Source organism: Bradyrhizobium sp. Leo170 (assembly GCF_004296405.1).
Classification (GTDB): domain Bacteria; phylum Pseudomonadota; class Alphaproteobacteria; order Rhizobiales; family Xanthobacteraceae; genus Bradyrhizobium.
The window spans coordinates 1-2,437 of the sequence record NZ_PSRR01000612.1; the positions used below are offsets into that span (position 1 = coordinate 1).

A 2,437-nucleotide genomic window follows, 5' to 3' on the forward strand; every position below is an offset into this window, starting at 1 on the left:
GCTTGCGCCCGGCGCCGACCCGATTCGGCCGAGCAAGTCGACCTCGCCCGAGAAGCAGACGACAGCGGCGCCGGCGAAACAGCCGGTCCTCGGAAAGCCGGCACCGCAAGCGGCCGTCAGCGTCATTGAGAAGCCGGTGATTGCTCGGCTGCAGGAATCAGACGTGATGCGCACGCTGGGCGGCATCCTCACCGGCGGCCAGGTCGCCGACGTCACGCGGCTGGGTTGGCCGACATTGCGCGCGGGCTTTCCGCTGATGACCTTCCTCGGCGCCATCCGCGACATGTGCGCGACGCTCAAGAAGTACGCGCCCGCGACCGGAACGCCAGTCATGGCCGTGATCGGCGCGGGTTCATCCATCGACCGCAGCGTGGTGGCGTTGAACGTCGCGCTCTCGGCCGCACGCGACGGCGCCAAGGTGCTGATGATCGATGCCGATCATCAGAAGCGCGAATTGTCGGGCAAGGTCGTCCGGCTTGGCAAGCGCGAGGCCGGCCGCCTCGGCTGGCTCAGCATCGGCAGCAAGGCAACGCGCGCCATCAACACGGCGAACGGAATTTCCATCCTGCCCGTCATCGAAGGCGGAGACGCCAGAGCGGCGGAAGCCATCCGCAAGTCGGTCGCGCAGGCGCGATCCGTCGGCGGTTACGATCTCATCATTCTCGACGGGCCGGCGGTGCCGTGGAGCGCGGCTGATCGCAAGCTCTTCGATCTCGCCGACGGCCTCCTCGCCGTGCTGCCGGTCCATCTCGATATCAACGACTGCATGGAAGACATCCTCACCGCGCTCGGTGGCGCGGAGCGCAAGCTGGTCGGCGTCGTCCTGAACGAGCTCAATCCCATGGTGGAGAGCCGTCAGCAAGACAAGCAATATGCGTGAGCGCTCCACTGGCGCTCTCTGACCAGCGAAGGTTCGAAGCGCAGTTGACCGCACTCCGCGCTTCCTTCACCTCCCCTTGAAAAGGGGAGGTCGGTTTGCGCGTGCAACGCGCAAGCCGGGTGGGGATCATCTCTCTCCACGCGCACCTGCGCCCGCGGCTTGACCCCCACCCCGCCCTCCCCCTTTCAGGGGAAGGGAGAACGCCGCTACAGCTGCTTGATCTGCACGTTGCGGAACTTGACCACGCCCGAGCCATATTGAAGCCCGATCGGACCACTTGCGTGCTTGCTGTCCTGCACGTCGACGGTCTTCTCTCCGTTGAGGACGACAACGAGATGCGGGCCCTGCGCCGTGATCTCATAGGTGTTCCACTTGCCCGCCGCCTTGGGCATCGGATTGACCTTGCCGACATCGACGATCGCGCCGGTGCCGTAGGTCGGATCGGGCCGCTTGTCGAAGATATTGACCTCGTAGCAGACCTTGGAATCGATGGTCTTGTTGGTGTCGCAGCGGATGAAGATGCCGCTGTTCGCTTCTTCGTCAGTCCAGAACTCGGCCTTGATCTGGAAGTCCTCGTAGGAATTCTTGCTGACGAGATAGGACAGGTCCTTGCCGTCGAGCTTGTCGGCGACCAGCGCGCCGTCCTTCAACGTCCAGTTCGCCTTGCCCACCTCGTCCCAGTCGCCTTTCTTGGTACCGTCGAGCAATGTGACCCAGCCGTCTCCCTCGGCGGAAGCGAGATTGAAGGACATAGCGGTACCGATCAGAAGACCGGCCGCAAGCGTCCACACATGTTTCATGAAAAGCATCCTCCCGATGTTGTTTTGATTTGTGCGGGCAAACTAATCACTGCCGCGTGCGAGCGCAAATCGATTTCGATGCTGCAGTTGCGTTGTGCGGGGAAGCCGCGCATCCGCCGATCACGCATGCACGCGTGCGTCTTGTCCAGCACCAGCGCCCCCGAATAGCATCGAGCGCAACAGAGATGGACCAACCAAGCGTCCATCCGAAAACGGGAGGAAGTGATGATCGTCAGTGCCTGGCGTTACCTTGCAATCCCGCTTGCCCTCGCCGCCACACTGAGCATCGGCTCCGCCGCCGAGCTCAATCCCGCCGCCGTTGTCTATAAATTGCCTGACCAGATTCCCTGGGGGCCAGTGGACGCGCGCGGCGCGCAGAACGCCGTGGTGGTCGGCGATCCCGCAAAGCCCGGCTTCTACGTGGTCTATACCAAATGGACCAAGGGCAACCATTTCAGCCATCCGCATTTCCATCCGAACGACCGCTATATTGTCGTGCTGCAAGGCACCTGGTGGGTGGGATCGGGAACGAAGTTCGATCCGGACAAAGGCACCGTGGCGATGCCCGCCGGCAGCTTCGTCACCCATTACGGCAAGCAGGTGCATTGGGACGGCGCCAAGGACGAGGACGCCGTGCTCCTGATCATGGGCGAAGGACCGGCGACGGCGACCGCGGCGGAGGAGAAGTAACGACTTCGTAGGGTGGGCAAAGCGCAGCGTGCCCACCGTCAAGCACTCCGCCCGTGGTGGTGGGCAC

At 63.4% G+C, this 2,437-nt stretch carries 3 protein-coding genes; 2 read left to right on the forward strand and 1 reads right to left on the reverse strand.

Features of this window, described 5'->3' with window-relative positions; all coding sequences use genetic code 11:
- A partial coding sequence (locus CWO89_RS46595; protein WP_165421585.1) for a P-loop NTPase family protein occupies positions 1-880 on the forward strand: 880 nt, incomplete at its 5' end.
- Between the two features lie 206 nt (positions 881-1,086).
- Here the strand turns inward: CWO89_RS46595 and CWO89_RS43130 are convergent.
- The gene (locus CWO89_RS43130; protein ID WP_130584262.1) at positions 1,087-1,680 is read right to left on the reverse strand and encodes a 3-keto-disaccharide hydrolase; all 594 of its coding nucleotides are present in this window, start codon (positions 1,678-1,680) and stop codon (positions 1,087-1,089) included.
- Positions 1,681-1,905: 225 nt separating this feature from the next.
- Here CWO89_RS43130 and CWO89_RS43135 point away from each other — a divergent pair, with 225 nt between their 5' ends.
- On the forward strand, positions 1,906-2,370 hold the full coding sequence (locus CWO89_RS43135; RefSeq protein ID WP_130584263.1) for a cupin domain-containing protein: 465 nt from the start codon (positions 1,906-1,908) through the stop codon (positions 2,368-2,370).
- The last annotated feature ends 67 nt before the right edge of the window (positions 2,371-2,437 follow it).